The 14,580-nt window shown below is 48.0% G+C and carries 11 protein-coding genes; 7 read left to right on the top strand and 4 right to left on the bottom strand.

Annotation, left to right across the window (positions count from 1 at the left end; genetic code table 11):
* Positions 1-1,022: 1,022 nt before the first annotated feature.
* From ACO0K3_RS15100 to fabI, 6 genes are all read left to right on the top strand, one after another.
* Positions 1,023-2,804 (top strand): ABC transporter substrate-binding protein, encoded by a 1,782-nt coding sequence (locus ACO0K3_RS15100; RefSeq protein WP_422985955.1) that lies wholly within the window; start codon positions 1,023-1,025, stop codon positions 2,802-2,804.
* Positions 2,805-3,042: 238 nt separating this feature from the next.
* Complete coding sequence (locus ACO0K3_RS15095; RefSeq protein ID WP_422985953.1) at positions 3,043-4,890, top strand: ABC transporter substrate-binding protein; 1,848 nt, start codon at positions 3,043-3,045, stop codon at positions 4,888-4,890.
* A gap of 181 nt (positions 4,891-5,071) precedes the next feature.
* Positions 5,072-6,010 (top strand): ABC transporter permease, encoded by a 939-nt coding sequence (locus ACO0K3_RS15090; protein ID WP_422957221.1) that lies wholly within the window; start codon positions 5,072-5,074, stop codon positions 6,008-6,010.
* 8 nt (positions 6,011-6,018) lie between these two features.
* Entirely contained in the window at positions 6,019-7,125 is a 1,107-nt protein-coding gene (locus tag ACO0K3_RS15085; protein WP_422985951.1) for an ABC transporter permease, read from the top strand.
* A gap of 9 nt (positions 7,126-7,134) precedes the next feature.
* Positions 7,135-8,823 (top strand): ABC transporter ATP-binding protein, encoded by a 1,689-nt coding sequence (locus ACO0K3_RS15080; protein ID WP_422985949.1) that lies wholly within the window; start codon positions 7,135-7,137, stop codon positions 8,821-8,823.
* Positions 8,824-9,250: 427 nt separating this feature from the next.
* Positions 9,251-10,033, top strand: coding sequence for an enoyl-ACP reductase FabI (gene fabI / locus ACO0K3_RS15075; RefSeq protein ID WP_422985947.1), 783 nt, complete (start codon positions 9,251-9,253; stop codon positions 10,031-10,033).
* Between the two features lie 73 nt (positions 10,034-10,106).
* Here fabI and ACO0K3_RS15070 read toward each other — a convergent pair whose 3' ends face one another.
* From ACO0K3_RS15070 to modA, 4 genes are read right to left on the bottom strand one after another with little or no spacing between them, the layout of a single operon-like run.
* Entirely contained in the window at positions 10,107-11,003 is an 897-nt protein-coding gene (locus ACO0K3_RS15070) for an ABC transporter ATP-binding protein (protein WP_422985945.1), read from the bottom strand.
* Positions 11,004-11,684, bottom strand: coding sequence for a molybdate ABC transporter permease subunit (gene modB, locus ACO0K3_RS15065; protein ID WP_422985943.1), 681 nt, complete (start codon positions 11,682-11,684; stop codon positions 11,004-11,006).
* Positions 11,681-12,100: a TOBE domain-containing protein gene (locus ACO0K3_RS15060; protein ID WP_422985941.1), complete on the bottom strand. Its 420-nt coding sequence runs from the start codon at positions 12,098-12,100 to the stop codon at positions 11,681-11,683. The genes modB and ACO0K3_RS15060 overlap by 4 nt, the downstream gene beginning before the upstream one ends.
* On the bottom strand, positions 12,097-12,852 hold the full coding sequence (gene modA / locus ACO0K3_RS15055; RefSeq protein WP_422985939.1) for a molybdate ABC transporter substrate-binding protein: 756 nt from the start codon (positions 12,850-12,852) through the stop codon (positions 12,097-12,099). Before modA ends, ACO0K3_RS15060 begins: the two co-directional genes overlap by 4 nt.
* 258 nt (positions 12,853-13,110) lie before the next feature.
* Between modA and bcsZ the strand changes: the two genes are divergently transcribed.
* On the top strand, positions 13,111-14,286 hold the full coding sequence (gene bcsZ / locus ACO0K3_RS15050) for a cellulose synthase complex periplasmic endoglucanase BcsZ (RefSeq protein WP_422985937.1): 1,176 nt from the start codon (positions 13,111-13,113) through the stop codon (positions 14,284-14,286).
* The last annotated feature ends 294 nt before the right edge of the window (positions 14,287-14,580 follow it).

The raw sequence follows: 14,580 nt of genomic DNA, 5'->3' as shown, positions 1-14,580 counted from the left end.
CGACTACTTTGACCCCTAATCCGTTGATCAGGGCGTACACGAGTACGACGTGAAATGCAACGACCAGCCCTATCCCTAGCAACTTCTTGCCCGGCTCTTGCTGGCGATTTGAAAAATCCATACCTACTTTCCTCCGAATACCACGACATATTGCTAACAGGCATACCCATTTCAATAAATAATGAACTGGACAACCATTAAAAGGTGACACGCATATTGGGTGCCAATCTGACTTAAGCAAACTTCATGCTCAACGCAGAACGACAAACCGCATTTCGCCAAAAAAATGAATTATATGGCGAAGCAACCGATTGCGTACCCATTCTTTCACTCAATTTTTTGTAAATACAAAATAAATCCGATTTTAAAAGAATTTATTTTCAGCCATATCACATCGTGTATATGAGTGAGATCAGTGAATAAGTTGACCGTATTTACAGCTAAAAATTTATGTAAAAAAAAGCGTTTTTTTACATAAGAAATGAAAATGAAAGCATCAAAAAATTTTCGATGGCGCATGGAACCACTTCTGAGCACGCCCTGTCAATACTCGCCATTTTACATTTCACAAAAAAACAACAGCCAATTTTTCAGAGAGAAAAACAGATAATTGCCATGCATTCGATTTGTGCTTTGCAGCAAATAAATAGTGCATAGATATAACATTTATTACCGAAGTTACTTTTATTTTGCGACAGACCTGAACATCCAGAATAAAATTTTTTTTCATCTCAAAATCGTTGTGTATTCGACCGAATATTATGTATCTCACATTATGCATTTTGGTGCAGAACAGCATGGCTCTTGCCATTCATGCAAATAGAAAGATGGTATTTTTTACAATTCAAAAAATATCGCGCCATCTTGGTGCAAATAAATAAGAAAAATAAATTTTACTTTTGTGCTGTACCGTATTGACTTGCGTTATGGTTACGGCTTTTTTAGCCCCCTGCCTGCCCTGAGCCTTTATCCATATGAAGAAAGCTCAAAACAAGGTCAGAAAAATGAAGAGGTGTCGAGTAATGTTGGGTTCACTTAAATTAAAGCTCATTGCGTTTGGTCTGATCCTGATGTCAGGCGCGACGACCACCCTGGCACAGAATCCGGCAGACCCGAACAAAATCGTCAGACAAGCATTTGAAGGTGCGGATGATGGCTTTGATATGGCTAAAACATCCAATCACTATTCAGGCTGGGTCGTGAATGCTATTTTTGAACCGCTGCTCACCTATGATTATTTGGCTCGCCCGGCAAAACTGATCCCAGGTACGATAGAGGCGATGCCGGAAGTCAGTGATGCAGGTAAGGTTTTTGTATTCAAAATCAAGCCAGGCATCTACTTCGCCCCAGATGATGCATTTAAGGGTAAAAAACACGAGCTGACCGCGCAAGACTATATATATACATTTAAACGCATACTCGATCCGGTTAACCGCTCTCCTCACGCCAGTTTCATTGACGGCAAAATTGCTGGCATGTCCGAGGTTCAGGCAAAGGCAAAGAAAACCGGTAAGTTCGATTACGACATGCCCGTTGCAGGCTTAAAAGCGCTCGACAAATACACCCTCAGAATCGAACTCCAGGACACCGATTATAACTTTCTGTACGTGATGGCCTATTCTGCCTTTGGTGCGGTTGCGAAAGAAGTGATCGATACCTATGGAGAGCAAACCGGTCTGCATCCTGTCGGCACAGGTCCCTACATGATGGAAAAATATCTGCCTCGTAGCAAAATTTTTCTTAAGGCGAATCCGGAATACCGTGGCTACCTCTGGGACTTCCAGTCATCGGGCAGTGCCTGGGATGATCAGATCGTCAAAGTCATGAAAGGTAAAAAAATGCCGCAAGTCGGCAGAGTCGAGATCAGTATTATCGAAGAAGAACAATCCCGCTGGCTGGCGTTTCAGGATAAACAGATTGATATAGACAAACTGCCTCAGATCGCCGCACCTGCTGTACTTGACGGAGACAAGCTCAAAGCCTCCTTTGTCGCAGAAGGTATCAAAATGGACAGGGTCGCCGACGCAGGCCTGACTTTTTCCATGTTTAATATGCGTGACCCCGTTGTTGGCGGTTATACCAAAGAAAAAATCGCACTAAGGCGTGCAATCGTTATGGCTTATAGCAATGCGGACGAAGTCGCTCAGATGCGGCTTGGGCAAGCGATTCGTGCTGAGAGCATGATACCGCCAGGTGTCGTCGGATATGACCCCAAATATCGCAGCAGCATTCCTTACGATATCGGACTCGCCAACAAACTGCTCGATCGTTTCGGTTATAAACGTGGTGCTGATGGCTACCGCACAAAGCCTGACGGCTCACCGCTGGTCATTAAAAAAACTATGGAAGCGGCCAATATCTATAAGGTACAAGCAGAGATTTTTAAGCGTGGACTGGATCAACTCGGTATTCGCATCGACTTCGTGGTCAGCAACTTCGCTGACAATCTGAAAGCCGCCAGTGCCTGCCAGCTCGCGATGTGGAGCGGTGCCTGGAACGCCGATTATCCTGACGGTGAAAATTTCCTGCAATTACTGTATGGCCCCAAAGCAGGTCAAGGCAATCACGCCTGTTACGAATCGCCGGCCTACGATGCAATGTATAGAAAAGCCATGTCACTCCCCTCTGGCGAAGAAAGAAATAAAATTTATTCGCAGATGAGTCGTCAGATCGAGGCAGATACGCCATGGGCATTGCACTCCACACGTATTCGCAGCTGGCTGATACGACCATGGATACAAGGTTACAAGAAACACCCTATCCTACACGCAGACTGGCAATATCTCGACGTTGAGAAGCATTGAAATTGCCCATCAATCAGTATCAAGAACAATTCAGGACACTCAGAACTGTTTGGAACAGGTATAGACACAAATAAATACGCGAATAAAGTGAAAACACTAAGACGTAAAAGCATCAACTGAGGCCCGGTGTCTTCGTGTACATTTGCCAATATATTGGCTATGTATTGTCCATATTGTTGTCCATACAGTTAAACAAGTATTTTTATTCAGGTCGCTTTAACAAGGAGACCCACTCGCAATGAAGTCATCATCTATTCTGCACAAGCTACTCGTTTCGCATCGACCAAAAGTCTCCGCGCTTGCACTTGCTATCGGTGTACTCACCAGCCTCACCTTCCTCCCGGTGTCTCATGCAGACGCTGCGACCAGTCCGGCAGATCCTGACAAAGTATTGAAGTGGGTATTCAACGTTGCGGAGACCGGTTTCGATCCGGGTGCGGCAAAAGATTTATATTCAAACGGTGTTAACTACGTCATCTTTGAAACACTATATTCCTATGATTACCTCGCCAGCCCGGTCAAACTGATTCCGCGCGTAGCGGAGAGCATGCCGGAGGTCTCTGCCGACGCAAAAACCTATACGATTAAAATCAAGAAAGGCATTTTCTTTACGCCGGATGAAGCATTTAAAGGGAAGAAGCGCGAGCTGACCGCTGCCGATTACGTCTACACATTAAAGCGGCTGATGGATCCCAAACTATCCTCGCCGCATTCCTGGCTAATCGCCGGAAAAATTGTGGGTCTGGACGCTTTGGCCGCGCAAGCCAAAAAAACTAATAAATTCGACTACGATGCCAAAATTCCTGGCCTGGAAGTCGTCGATAAATATACCTTGCGGATTCACCTGAACGAGCCGGATTTTAATCTCGGCCTGATTCTGGCGCACAACCCGACCGGTGCCGTCGCCCGCGAAGTCATCGAAAAATATCAGGACATCCAGGGTCAGGTCATGTCCAATCCTGTCGGAACTGGTCCATACATGCTGGTGCCGGATGAATGGGTGCGCGGATCTAAAATCATTCTGGTGGCGAATCCCGATTATCGTGGCGACGTCTGGAATCATCAAGGCAGCAGCCCTGAAGATCAAAAAATCATGGCCGCAATGAAGGGCAAGCGCATGCCGCAGATTGGTCGTATCGAAATCAATGTCATGATCGAAGATCAATCGCGCTGGCTTGCTTTCCAGGGGGGCGAAGTCGATATTTTTGAGCTGGAAGGACCACTCGCTCCGCAGGCGCTGGACAACGGCAAACTGAAACCCGCATTACAGAAAAAAGGCATCTTACTCTCACGCATACCTGACCCCGAACTCACCGTGTATTACTGGAATATGCAGGATCCGGTCTGGGGCGGCCTGACAAAAGATAAAATCGCACTGCGCCGCGCCGTTGCGATGGCGCACAACGTCACAGAAGAAATCAATATTGTCTATAACGGCAATGCCGTTCCACTCGACTACCCTATCCCACCGGGCGTAGTCGGTCATGATCCTAATTATAAAAGCAGCATTCAATACAATCCGGCCGCCGCCAATATGTTGTTAGACAAATTTGGCTACAAAAAAGGGCCCGATGGTTTCCGCACCCTGCCCGATGGCAAACCGCTGGAAATCCGCTACACCGCACGCACCGGCCCGATCGGCAAGCTGCAGACCGAGGTCTGGAAAAAAACCTACGACTCGATCGGCATCCGCATGAAAGAAGATCTGGTGCAGTTTTCCGAAATGCTGAAGGCAGAAAAAAACTGCCAGCTACAAACACGCAATGCACCGTGGATCGCCGATTACCCTGACGGCGACAACTTCATGCAATTATTTTACGGCCCTAATACCGGTTCAACGAACAATGGCTGCGTCAAGATTCCAGAATATGACGCTCTGTACGTACAGTCACAAAAACTACCACCTGGTGCAGAACGCGATGCGCTATATCACAAGATGGCACGGATTATGGAAGTCAATACAGCACAAAGAACTGGCTTTGCCCGCTACAGAAACATGCTGGCACAACCCAGAGTCATCGGCTATAAAAAACATCCGATTATCTATGGCGAATGGATGTTCTTTGATGTTGAGAAAAATAAATAAGCCCTGAGATCGTGATCGACTTTTATCTATCTTAGGGTTCAAGCAAAATGACTCCGACAAGGCGTAGCAAGCAAGACCGTATCAATACCAATAACGATAGGGTGCTGCGACGCCGCCGGAATGTTTTGCCTGAGTCCTGTATACCAACAATCGCGTAATTAACTTAGTTAGAAAGTACTCCATGACCGCCTATATATTGCGCCGCTTATGGCAAATGGCACCCACGATGCTGGGGGTGATTTTGCTGGTGTTCTTTTTATTTAACTGGGTAGGCGGCGATCCCGCTTATATTCTGGCAGGCAAAATGTCAAACGCTGAGCAGATTGCAAATATCCGCACCCAGCTTGGTATTGATCAGCCTTACTATGTCCAGCTAGGAATTTTCATCAAGCAAATTCTTACCTTCAATTTCGGCACCAGCTGGAGCACCGGCGAGGCAGTCTCCTCCATCATCGGCACGCGCCTTGGGCCATCCCTCACGGTGCTGGTGCCCTTAACTATCATCGAAACACTGATTGCGATTGCACTTGCGCTGGCGATTGCATTCCGTCGTGGCAGCCTGACCGATCGTGGCGTTATGATTGCCTGTACCTTCGGCATGTCCATCAGTATTCTGGTCTACATCATCGTGGGACAGTATTTCTTTGCTTATAAATTGGGACTGTTTCCGGTTCAGGGCTGGGGTAATAGCTTTGCCGAAAATCTGTTCAAATATTCTGCACTGCCCATCCTGATTGCTCTCGCTGTTGGCGTCGCCCCCAATCTGCGCCTGTTCCGCACGTTTGTACTCGACGAGGTGAATCAAGATTACGTTCGTACTGCACGCGCAAAAGGTGTGTCCGAGGGTCGGGTCAAATGGGTCCATGTATTACGCAACGCCTCAATCCCCATTATTACGCACGTCATGTCAAATTTGCCTGCATTGCTGATCGGCGCGTTTCTGATTGAGCGCTTCTTCTCTATTCCCGGCATCGGTCGCGAGGTCATCCTGGCGGTGGAGCGTAGCGACTTCCCTGTCATCAAAGCGATCACTGTCTATGTTGCCGCCGCAACGATGTTCTTTAATCTGTTGACCGACCTGCTGTATCAAGCAGTTGATCCACGAGTTCAGTTGAAATAAGGTTTCCCATGTCAACGTTACAAACAAATCATACTGCCTCGCCTGGATTGTGGGCACTAGCATGGCGCCGGCTGCGCGCCGACAAAATTGCGATGTCAGCCATGTCTGTGGTCATCGCCTTTTTAGTAGTTCTGGTCTTATCGGCCACAGGTCTGATCGCGGCCGATTGGGAACAAGAGATTGGTGCCAGCTACGCGCCACCGCACTTCATCGGCGCGGACTCCTCAATGGCAATTGCCAGAGTGGCAGAAGAACCTTTACCTGATAATCCGCTGGACCCTTTAGCCGATGTCCTGCGCGAATTGCGTAAAGCGCCGGCAAGTCAGCAAGTAATTATTACCAATGAGTATGGGGTACCGGATCCACTCGCTAAAGAAATGAGCGAGATCTATACGGAGCTGGCGAAGGTAGGTAAAGCGACCGTTGCTGCCAAGCTCGATACCCTGCCGTTTGGTGCGGACAAATGGGGACATGACATCATCAAAAAAACGATCAAGGGTGCAGAAACATCGATCATCGTTGGTCTGGTCGCCGCCTTCCTGGCAACCCTGCTGGGCACACTGTTTGGTGCACTGGCGGGTTACTTCGGCAATCGTGTCGATGATTTTTTTAACTGGTTTTACAGCATCTTCACCTCGATTCCCTACCTGCTATTGATTCTGTCAGTCGCCGCAGTATTACAGCAAAAAGGCGTGACTACGATTATTCTGATCCTTGCGTTTACTGGCTGGACAGGCCCATTCCGCCTGATCCGTGCGGAATACATGAAGCATAAAAACCGCGAATACGTCTGGGCCGCTGACGCAATCGGTGCATCGGATTTTCGCAAGATGTTTATTCATATTTTTCCGAATGTCAGCCATGTCGCCTTAGTCCAGGTATCGATTCTGGTCGTCGGCTTTATCAAATCAGAAGTCATTTTGAGCTTCCTTGGTTTTGGTGTACCCGTTGGTGTGGTGTCCTGGGGCAGTATGTTGAATGAAGCGCAGAACGAACTCATTCTGGGCAAATGGTGGCAACTGGTCGCAGCGACGGCGGGGATGGCTGTATTAGTCACCGCCTTCTCTTTGTTCACCGATGCCCTGCGTGATGCGCTCGACCCCAAGCTCAAATAAGGACAGACCATGAGCCAAGAATCATTACTAAAAGTTGAGAATTTGCGTGTCTCTTTTCGTATCAATAAAAAAGAGAGCGTAGAAACTGTTAAAGGTATTTCCTTTGAGATTCCGCGTAATTCAACCGTCGCCCTGGTCGGTGAATCCGGTAGCGGCAAATCGGTCAGCTCGCTCGCGATCATGGGCTTACTTCCGCCCGATACCTCCAGTATTGCGAAAGAAAGCAAGATCACCTTCGAAGGCCGTAGCTTGCTCGATCTCAGCCTGGCTGAGCGCCGCCAGTTATGCGGCAAAGATATCTCGATGATTTTTCAGGAACCGATGACGTCCCTGAATCCGGTATTTACCGTAGGATTTCAGATCGGTGAAGTATTGCAATTGCATATGGGGATGAACGCCAGACAGGCGCGCACCAGAGCGATTGCCTTGCTTGAAGAAGTCGGCATTCCTGATCCTGCAACAAAGATCGATGCGTATCCGAGCCAAATGTCTGGTGGTCAGCAACAGCGGGTGATGATCGCGATGGCGATTGCCTGCGAGCCAAAACTATTGATCGCCGATGAGCCGACAACTGCGCTCGACGTCACGATACAAAAACAGATTATTGATCTGATCGAAGCCCTGCGTGCAAAACATAAGATGTCCGTGCTATTCATTACACACGATCTCGCACTGGTAGGTGAAATTGCCGATCAGGTGATCGTCATGCGCAATGGCGAGGTACGTGAAGCCGGTGATGTGAAGCAAATATTCGAACAGCCAAAAGATACCTATACACAAGCCTTGCTGCACTGCCGCCCTACTCTGGATTCGCGCCCGTGGCGTTTGCCTGTGATCGCTGATTTTATGAACAACCAAGGCGCCGTCATCGATCATAAAGAACGTCCCCGCGGTCTCAAAGGGGATGAAGATATCGTCCTCGACGTACGCAATCTGGGTAAGAGTTTTTATAGCCGTGAAGGTTTTTTCGGGAAGAAAGAATTCAAGGCTGTCGAAGGCGTGTCATTCAAACTGGCGCGTGGTAAGACATTGGGCGTCGTCGGTGAATCTGGTTCCGGTAAGACAACGGTGGGTCTGACGCTGATGCGCTTGCATCAGGCAACTTCAGGTGAAGCTATCTTTGATGGCAAGGACATCTTGTCTATGTCGAATAAAGACTTCTTGCAATATAAGCGTCGAATTCAAATTATTTTCCAGAATCCCTACGCCTCGCTGAACCCACGCTTTACCGTAGGCCAGATTCTGATGGAGCCGATGCAGATTCATCAGATCGGCGCCAATGACACCGAGCGCTCACAAATGGCCTACACTTTGCTGGAGAAAGTCGGTCTGCCTGCGGTGGCCTTTCACCGCTATCCGCATGAATTCTCCGGTGGTCAGCGTCAGCGTATTGCGATTGCACGTTGCCTGACGATGAAACCGGAAGTGCTGGTGTGCGACGAATCAGTCTCTGCGCTGGATGTGTCGGTGCAAGCTCAGGTATTGAACCTGTTACAGGATTTACAGGAAGAGTTTGGCTTGTCTTACATTTTCATCTCGCATGATCTGGCCGTCGTCAAATATATTGCCGACCAGGTGATGGTGATGAACAAAGGCAAAGTCGTTGAGCTGGCAAATTCAGATGACTTGTACCTAAATCCAACGCAGGCTTACACCAAGACCTTGCTCAATGCGATTCCGCGTGGCTTGCATTCTTAGTCCATCGCTTTAGTTTTGCTTCTGCATCGCTTCTGTGTCGGCTCTATTTCACTCCTACTTCGCTCTTTTTAATGGCAGAACACATTAAAACGAGCGAAATAGCCATAGGCTTGGGATTTTCAGCCTAATATTGCTTAGTACCTCATGTGGAAATATTTGCCGACTGAGCTTCTTGCATCTACAATTCCGTGCGGCTGAGGGATTCCTCTAATTGGCGATAGTAAAAATTTGTTCAGAATTATTTCAGCACAATACCGCTGGATGAGTACCGGATAAGTTTTGGCAATTAGGACGACAACGCGCTGAATTACCTCAATTCATTACATCACTACAACGCACCACAAACCAATACTGCACTGTTTATGCGCCTCTCCAAGGCTTTTTGGCCTGTAAGCCGCATAGACATTGCGGTAGCATAGGAGTTATTATGGGATTTCTGCAAGGCAAAAAGATTTTGATCACAGGTTTGTTATCAAACCGCTCTATCGCTTACGGCATCGCGAAGGCATGCAAACGCGAAGGTGCCGAGCTCGCATTCACTTATGTCGGTGAGCGCTTTAAAGACAGAATTACCGAGTTCGCAGAAGAATTCGATAGCAAACTGGTGTTTGACTGCGACGTTGGCAGCGATGAACAAATTAATGCCGTATTTGCGGATCTGGCCCAATCCTGGGACGGCCTTGATGGTCTGGTACATGCGATCGGTTTTGCACCACGTGAGGCGATTGCTGGCGATTTCCTGGATGGCTTATCACGTGAATCCTTCAAGATTGCGCATGATATCTCCGCATATAGTTTCCCAGCGCTGGCGAAAGCAGCACTACCAATGTTGCGCCAGGATTCAGCGCTGCTGACCTTGTCCTACCTAGGTGCGACAAAGGCTATTCCAAACTACAACACCATGGGTCTGGCAAAAGCCTCGCTGGAAGCCTCCGTGCGCTATCTGGCAGAATCGTTGGGCAAACGCGGTGTGCGCGTCAACGGCATCTCCGCTGGTCCGATCAAGACGCTGGCAGCGAGCGGCATCAAGGATTTTAGTAAATTGCTAGGCTTTGTCGCGGCAAATGCGCCTTTGCGCCGCAACGTAACGATTGATGATGTCGGCAATACTGCGGCATTCTTGCTATCGCATTTATCCGCTGGGATTACGGGCGAGATTACTTATGTGGATGGTGGTTTCTCTCACGTCATGGGTATTACGCAAGACTAAATCTGCATCTTGCAATGAAAAAGCGCTCTACATATAGAGCGCTTTTTTGTATCCGGTACTAATGAATAAAATATCAGGAGTAGTCCTGAGACTTAAAAATCAAAGGGCTGAAGGCCTTGGTCGAAATAGAGATGTAATCACCGATTTTTACATCGTCAATCTCATCTTGAGACGCAATAATTTCAACAATATCCTGCCCCACCAATAAAGACAAAATAAAAACCACTTCTTCGCGCCGGATCGCCAGAATCTGAGCACGTAAATTCAACTGCCCTGCCAGTCTCTGCTGTAAAAATACCTGTGCCGGGGTACCTGAACGGACAACCCGTCCCTGCTCCACCACTTGTACTTTGTCAGCCAGTTTGAATACCTCGCCGATATCGTGACTAACCAGGATAGTCGTCAAAGAAAAATCCTGATGCAGCTTCTGCAATTCGTGCTGTAAGCGCAAACGCATTGTCAGATCGAGGGCCGACAAGGGTTCATCGAGTAATAATAATTGCGGCTTTCTGATCAGTGCTCGCGCCAGCGCAACACGTTGCTGCTGCCCGCCGGATAACTGCGCCGGCAGTTGATCCTGTAAGGCAGTAAGTCCGGTCGCATTCAGTAACTGATCGATTAATGCGTCGCGATGAGGGTCCTTGCTATGAAGCGCATAGGCCAGATTGGCGCGTACACTCATATTCGGAAATAACGCGTAGTCCTGAAAGACAAAACCAATACTGCGCTGTTGTGGCGGCACCATGATTTTTTTCTCAGAATCAAACCAGCACACGCCATCGACCACAATCCGGCCATGATCTGGCACGGTTAATCCTGCCAGCATGCGCAATAATGTGGTTTTTCCTGCGCCGGAATCTCCAAACAGACCAAGCAGCTCACCACGCCCGAGATTCAGTTGTATATCCAGATTCATCACACCGGACGAACTCAATAATTTCTTTTGCAGGTTCAGCTCTAGCATGGCCATTTAAAAGGTTTTCAACATACGTTTATTGTTCAGATAGACCAGCAGCAAAATGGCAAAGCTGATGGCAAATAAAATCATTGCGTAAAAATGTGCTGCGGCATAATTCAAACTTTCGACCTCATCATAAATCGCAATCGATGCGACCTTGGTAACACCCGGAATATTCCCGCCTATCATCAGCACAACACCAAATTCGCCGACCGTATGAGCAAAACTTAATACGATGCCAGACAGTAACGCACTGCGACAATTCGGTAGCAAAACACGGAATAAGGTGGTCAGATCAGATTTACCCAGAGTGCGCGATGCCTCCCTGAATGAAGCAGGCAAATTCTGCAAACCCGATTGCAATGGATGCACCATAAACGGCAAACTGAAAATCACCGAACCGATGACCAGGCCGCTAAAACTGAACACTAACTTCAACCCCAGAGCTTGCTCCAGCCAGTGCCCAAACGCCTGTTGCGGACTAAAGGCAAGCAGAAGATAAAAGCCCAGTACAGACGGCGGCAAGACCAAAGGCATGCTGACCAGCGTCTCCAGAACCGGCTTTATACGGCTGCGTGTGTATGCCAGCCAATAGGCAAGCGGGATACCTGCACATAACAAAATGAAGGTGGTCAACAAGGCCAGCCGGAAGGTTAACCACAAAGGTTGCAGGTCAGGCACAGTAGCACTCATACGCCTGTATCCGTCAAGTCAGGAAGCAAACTCATCTCATTCGATTTCACTAAACCCTCCACCTGATCACCTAGCTCTAGCTGTAAATGACGTGCAGAGCGCGTTGTAATCACCGAGTGCAGCATCATGCCATCCATCTGCATGGCAACACGTGTCAGCAATTGTCCATACTCCAGCCCCGTAATGATGGACGGCATACGATTACGCAAGCTGATCTGACCAGATAAATTTTTCGCGAGTGCGACTTCTGTTTCTTTAAATAAGAGGTTCACCGCCTGGCCGTTCTTCCATACCTCAAGCTGATCAGCCGCCCCCATTAAGGTCGCAGTAAAGCAATATGGTCCGACCATCACATCGACAATCGCGACACTACCGTAGGCTTCGATCGCAGCAATCTTCCCGGAGAATTTATTCATGGAAGCAAATAACCGTAGCGTTCAAAAATTGCACGGGCTTTAGCGGAGTAGATAAAGTCAAAAAATTGCTGTGCAATTTTAGGATGATGTTCCTTACCGTAGTTGAGAACAACCGCGCCTTGCGCAATCGGCTGATAACTCGCCGCTGGCACATCAATCCATTTCCCCTGCCCCTTCATCTCAGCAGATAACACAACCGACTTGGCAGTAAAGCCAATGTCGGCTGCGCGCGAGTGGATGTATTGGTTGGTCTGCGAAATACTCTCGCCGAAAACGAGTTTGGCTTGAAGCGGCGCAGCAAGTTTGTAATATTGCAGACTATTCATCGCCTCCCGTCCATAAGGTGCGGTCTTGGGATTGGCGACGGCGATTTTATCGATAGCGGTGCTAGCAAGCAGTGATTGCCAATCACGCAGATCCACGTCCTTGAGTGTCCACAACACGAGCGCACCACGGGCATATACCTTCGGTGGCGCAGCGCTAAAACCTTCTTTATGCAGCTTATCCGGAAATTCCATATCGGCCGAGAGAAACACATCAAACGGCGCACCATTCATAATCTGCGTCACAAACTTACCGGAAGAGCTGAAACTGGCCTGTATATCATGCCCGGTTTCTTTTTTAAACTCGGTTTTCAAGTCTTCAAATACGTACTGAACATTGGCAGCAACAGCGACCGCAATCGTCTCAGCGTGTACCACAGGTACCAGAATGGCGGACAACACAAGAAAAATAAACGCAGGTATTTTCATTTCAATCCTTATTGACGATAAACTATGTATGTCTGTGAATAGAAGTTCGGCAAAACCACTCCGTCAATATTACCGCGCTCTTATGTACCGTGCATACGATGCGTACTATCGTGTCGCTGACCTGGCGGAGATAATTTTGTGCAAGTTCTGTATCTCTTGTTTCATTGAGTAATAACTCCTGACACTCTCCGAATTTTACAAACAAATTCCCTATACGTCTTTGACGAGTTCCGACAATTTCGACCTAAGCTTAAAACAATGACCTATCCGAATAAAACTGCATCGCTGTCGACAAAAATAGTAACAGTATCCATGCTATGTCTGGGACTGTTCATGAGTGACGTCAGGGCAGCAACTACTTGTGACAAGAACTGGCCAGAGTGGGACGTATTTAAAAAGAATTTTATCAATGAAGGTGGCCGTGTCATTGATGCGAGTACGCCGCGCCTTCAGAGTACATCTGAGGGGCAAGCGTATGCCTTATTTTTCGCCCTTGTTGCGAATGATCGCAAAAATTTTAATTTACTGTTGAGCTGGACTGAGGCAAATCTCGCCGAAGGTGACCTGACTGCGCGCTTGCCTGCCTGGTTATGGGGCAAAAAAGATGATGGTAGCTGGGGGGTCATTGATAAAAATCCGGCTTCAGATGCAGATCTTTGGCTCGCCTATACCTTGGGCGAAGCGGCACATGCGTGGAATGACAAACGGTACGCGGCACTCTCAACGCTAATTGCAAAACGCATCTTGCGTGAAGAGACCGCAACACTTCCCAAACTCGGACTGACTTTATTGCCGGCACCGAGCGGCTTTACTCCCAGTACAACGAGCTGGAAATTAAACCCCAGCTACATGCCGATTCAGGTTCTGCGCTGGTTTGCCAGTCATAGCGATGACGATCGCTGGGACAAATTAATCAGCTCATCGGTCTCGGTCATCACTCATTCCGCAATCAAAGGCTATAGCCCGGACTGGACTATTTTTGATGCCAGCAATGGCAGGCAAACCTTCATTCCCGATTTGCAAGGTGCAGAAAAAGGGAATGGCGGCTATAACGCGATTCGCGTTTACCTCTGGGCCGGCATGCTGTCAGAGCAGGAGCGATATCGCAAAGACATACTCGCAGCTCTCAAACCGATGGCAGCGCTGATCGAAAGCAAGGGTTATCCACCGGAATTGATCAACATTAATACGGGTGAATTTAATAAGTCAGCGTCCAGCGGCTTTTCTGCGGCGGTTTTACCTTTTTTAAAATCATCTGGCGCGCATAAAGCTTATGAAGAACAGAATTTACGGATACAAGCCCAGACCATCAAAACCGATGCGTATTACGATCAGGTTCTCGCCCTATATGCTCAGGGCTGGCAAGAGCAACGCTATCAATTTAACGGTAAGGGCGATGTCTTGCTAAAATGGAAGTCAGCTTGCAGCAAATAGCCATGTGCCAGCGGATTTCCGATAAATAGCTGCTTTTTCCTGAGAAATACTGTATCATCCCGTTTTTGCACTGCAATATAAATTTGTAGTGATTAAAAGTACCTTGCAGCACCGCAAACCCTGCATATTTGTGATGACACAAATAGTGCAATGTAAAAGCCCTCCCGCCCTGCATGTCCAGTAACACATCTTGGACATCATCCCGGCGCAAAGCTTTTTGTGCCGAAATTTCATCGTTTCCTTATTGGTATCCTTTGTTCATTTCGTTTGGTTGGCGTTGCTTTTTTACGCGTA

It is taken from the genome of Undibacterium sp. Rencai35W (assembly GCF_049340185.1).
GTDB lineage: Bacteria > Pseudomonadota > Gammaproteobacteria > Burkholderiales > Burkholderiaceae_D > Undibacterium.
Note: the sequence above shows the minus strand (reverse complement) of the source record. Positions and strands in the feature narration are given on the sequence as shown.

Bases quoted from the DNA above. Each gene is read 5' to 3' on its own strand.
- ACO0K3_RS15070 (WP_422985945.1), bottom strand. From the start codon at position 11,003: ATGGCCATGCTAGAGCTGAACCTGCAAAAGAAATTATTGAGTTCGTCC.
- ACO0K3_RS15060 (WP_422985941.1), bottom strand. From the start codon at position 12,100: ATGAATAAATTCTCCGGGAAGATTGCTGCGATCGAAGCCTACGGTAGT.
- ACO0K3_RS15090 (WP_422957221.1), top strand. From the start codon at position 5,072: ATGACCGCCTATATATTGCGCCGCTTATGGCAAATGGCACCCACGATG.
- bcsZ (WP_422985937.1), top strand. From the start codon at position 13,111: ATGACCTATCCGAATAAAACTGCATCGCTGTCGACAAAAATAGTAACA.
- fabI (WP_422985947.1), top strand. From the start codon at position 9,251: ATGGGATTTCTGCAAGGCAAAAAGATTTTGATCACAGGTTTGTTATCA.
- modB (WP_422985943.1), bottom strand. From the start codon at position 11,684: ATGAGTGCTACTGTGCCTGACCTGCAACCTTTGTGGTTAACCTTCCGG.
- modA (WP_422985939.1), bottom strand. From the start codon at position 12,852: ATGAAAATACCTGCGTTTATTTTTCTTGTGTTGTCCGCCATTCTGGTA.
- ACO0K3_RS15100 (WP_422985955.1), top strand. From the start codon at position 1,023: ATGTTGGGTTCACTTAAATTAAAGCTCATTGCGTTTGGTCTGATCCTG.
- ACO0K3_RS15085 (WP_422985951.1), top strand. From the start codon at position 6,019: ATGTCAACGTTACAAACAAATCATACTGCCTCGCCTGGATTGTGGGCA.
- ACO0K3_RS15080 (WP_422985949.1), top strand. From the start codon at position 7,135: ATGAGCCAAGAATCATTACTAAAAGTTGAGAATTTGCGTGTCTCTTTT.
- ACO0K3_RS15095 (WP_422985953.1), top strand. From the start codon at position 3,043: ATGAAGTCATCATCTATTCTGCACAAGCTACTCGTTTCGCATCGACCA.